The organism is Williamsia sp. (genome assembly GCF_016462415.1).
GTDB lineage: Bacteria > Actinomycetota > Actinomycetes > Mycobacteriales > Mycobacteriaceae > Williamsia_A.
The window spans coordinates 1-1,823 of sequence record NZ_JAEMTF010000230.1 but is presented as its reverse complement, the minus strand read 5'-3'; the positions used below and the strand labels follow the sequence as shown (position 1 = coordinate 1,823).

The 1,823-nt window shown below is 68.3% G+C and carries 2 protein-coding genes; one reads left to right on the top strand and one right to left on the bottom strand.

Annotated features, from left to right (window positions below; genetic code table 11):
* Positions 1-53: 53 nt before the first annotated feature.
* Positions 54-971 (bottom strand): helix-turn-helix transcriptional regulator, encoded by a 918-nt coding sequence (locus JHC79_RS23640; RefSeq protein ID WP_296395518.1) that lies wholly within the window; start codon positions 969-971, stop codon positions 54-56.
* A 136-nt stretch (positions 972-1,107) separates the two neighbouring features.
* Here JHC79_RS23640 and JHC79_RS23635 point away from each other — a divergent pair.
* The coding region (locus JHC79_RS23635; RefSeq protein WP_296395516.1) for an SDR family oxidoreductase at positions 1,108-1,823 on the top strand (716 nt) is incomplete at its 3' end.

The following is a 1,823-nucleotide window of genomic DNA, read 5'->3' as shown; positions in this document are numbered from 1 at the left end:
ATGCGCAGTGGGCTCGCCGAGCTTCGTCGGCGCAGGCTCGACGTCATCTACGACTAGGACCGGTCCTCCGGCCCGCGACCGGTCGCCGAGGTGTGGTCCGAGCGGCTCTCGTCGGGCTCGCGGTCGGGTGTCGCCCAACTGGCCAGGAGCCGCAGGCCGTCGTGCGACGCCGTACCGGGCTGTGCGCTGAAGACCACCATCTGCGCGCCCCGGGCAGACAACACGTCGAAGGCCTCGTAGACGAGGTCGAGGTCGCCGACGACGTCGTGATGCACCCGCTTCACGCCGGTCTCGTGATCACGCACGTCGTGGGCCGCCCAGAGGGTCGCGAAAAACTGGCTGCGCGTAGACAACTCGCCGATCAGGTTGGTCAGGTCGCGGTCGTGAGGTGCGCGCCCCGCCTCGCTGCGCAGGAGCGCCACGAGTTGTTCGGCGGAGTCGTGATGGTCGCGATAAAAACCCGGTGCCCCGGGATGGAGGAAGACGTAGCGGGCGAAGTTCGGCGGGGTACCGGCCTCGAACATCGGCGCGAACAGCGCGGTCCCTAGCCGGTTCGAGGCCACGAGGTCGAGGCGCCCGTTCTGCACGATCACCGGGACGTCGCCCATCGCGTCGATGGTCTGCTGAACGCCCGCACGGATCGGGGACCGGCGGGCAGCACCGCGTCGGCGCCGGGCACTCGCGCCCTCGTTGGCCGTCAGCACCAGCTCACGGAGGTGGGCATGCTCCGCCGTGGACAGCTGCAGCGCACGGCTGATCCCGTCGAGGATGGAGTCGGAGACGCCGGTGGCGTTCCCCCGCTCCAGTCGGACGTAGTACTCGGTACTCATGCCGGCCAACAGTGCAACCTCCTCGCGGCGTAGACCAGGAACCCGCCTGCGCCCGCCGAAGTCCGGGAGCCCGGCCTGCTCAAGGGAGAGCCGGGCCCGACGGGTGGTCAGGAAATCGCGGATCGCGTCCGAACTGCTCATGCGTTCGAATCTAGGACACCGTCATCGTCGTAGGGGGTCACTGCCGATACCCCTGTAAGCCGTGACTGCCTCGATCCCCGGACCCCGCCTTGACTGGTGTCACCGACACGTCGAGTCACCACGAAGGGAACATCCAATGGCAGACAGCAAGGTCTGGTTAATCACCGGCGCGGGACGCGGCATGGGCATCGACATCGCCCGGGCCGCCCTGACCGCAGGACATCGAGTGGTCGCCACCGGCCGCGACCGCGAACGCGTCCGCGCCGCGATCGGCGACCACGACCATCTGCTCACCGTCGCGTTGGACGTCACCGATCCCGATGCCGCCACCGCAGCCGCCTCGGCCGCCGTCGAGCGGTTCGGGACGATCGACGTCCTGGTCAACAACGCGGGCAACTTCTACGCCGGCTACTTCGAGGAGATCAGCCCCGACCAGTTCCGCGCACAGATGGAGACCAACTTCTTCGGTCCACTCACCGTGACCCGGGCGATCCTGCCCATCATGCGCAAGCGTCGTTCGGGGCGAATCGTCACGATCACCTCGACCGCCGCCCTCGTCGGCCAGGAGTTCTGCGCCGCCTACGCGTCGTCGAAGTTCGCACTCGAGGGGTGGATGGAGTCGTTGCGTTTCGACCTGGCGCCGTACGGGATCCACACCACCGTCGTCGAGCCGGGATTCTTCCGTACCGAGTTGCTCGTCGAGGGCGCGTCGTCGATCTGGCCGGAGCTCTCCATCGACGACTACGCCGACCGCACCGCCGCGACGATCGAGGCATGGAAGGCGATGAACGGCAGCCAGGGCGGCGACCCGGCCAAGCTCGCCGCCGGCCTCGTCTCTCTCGTCGACTCCCC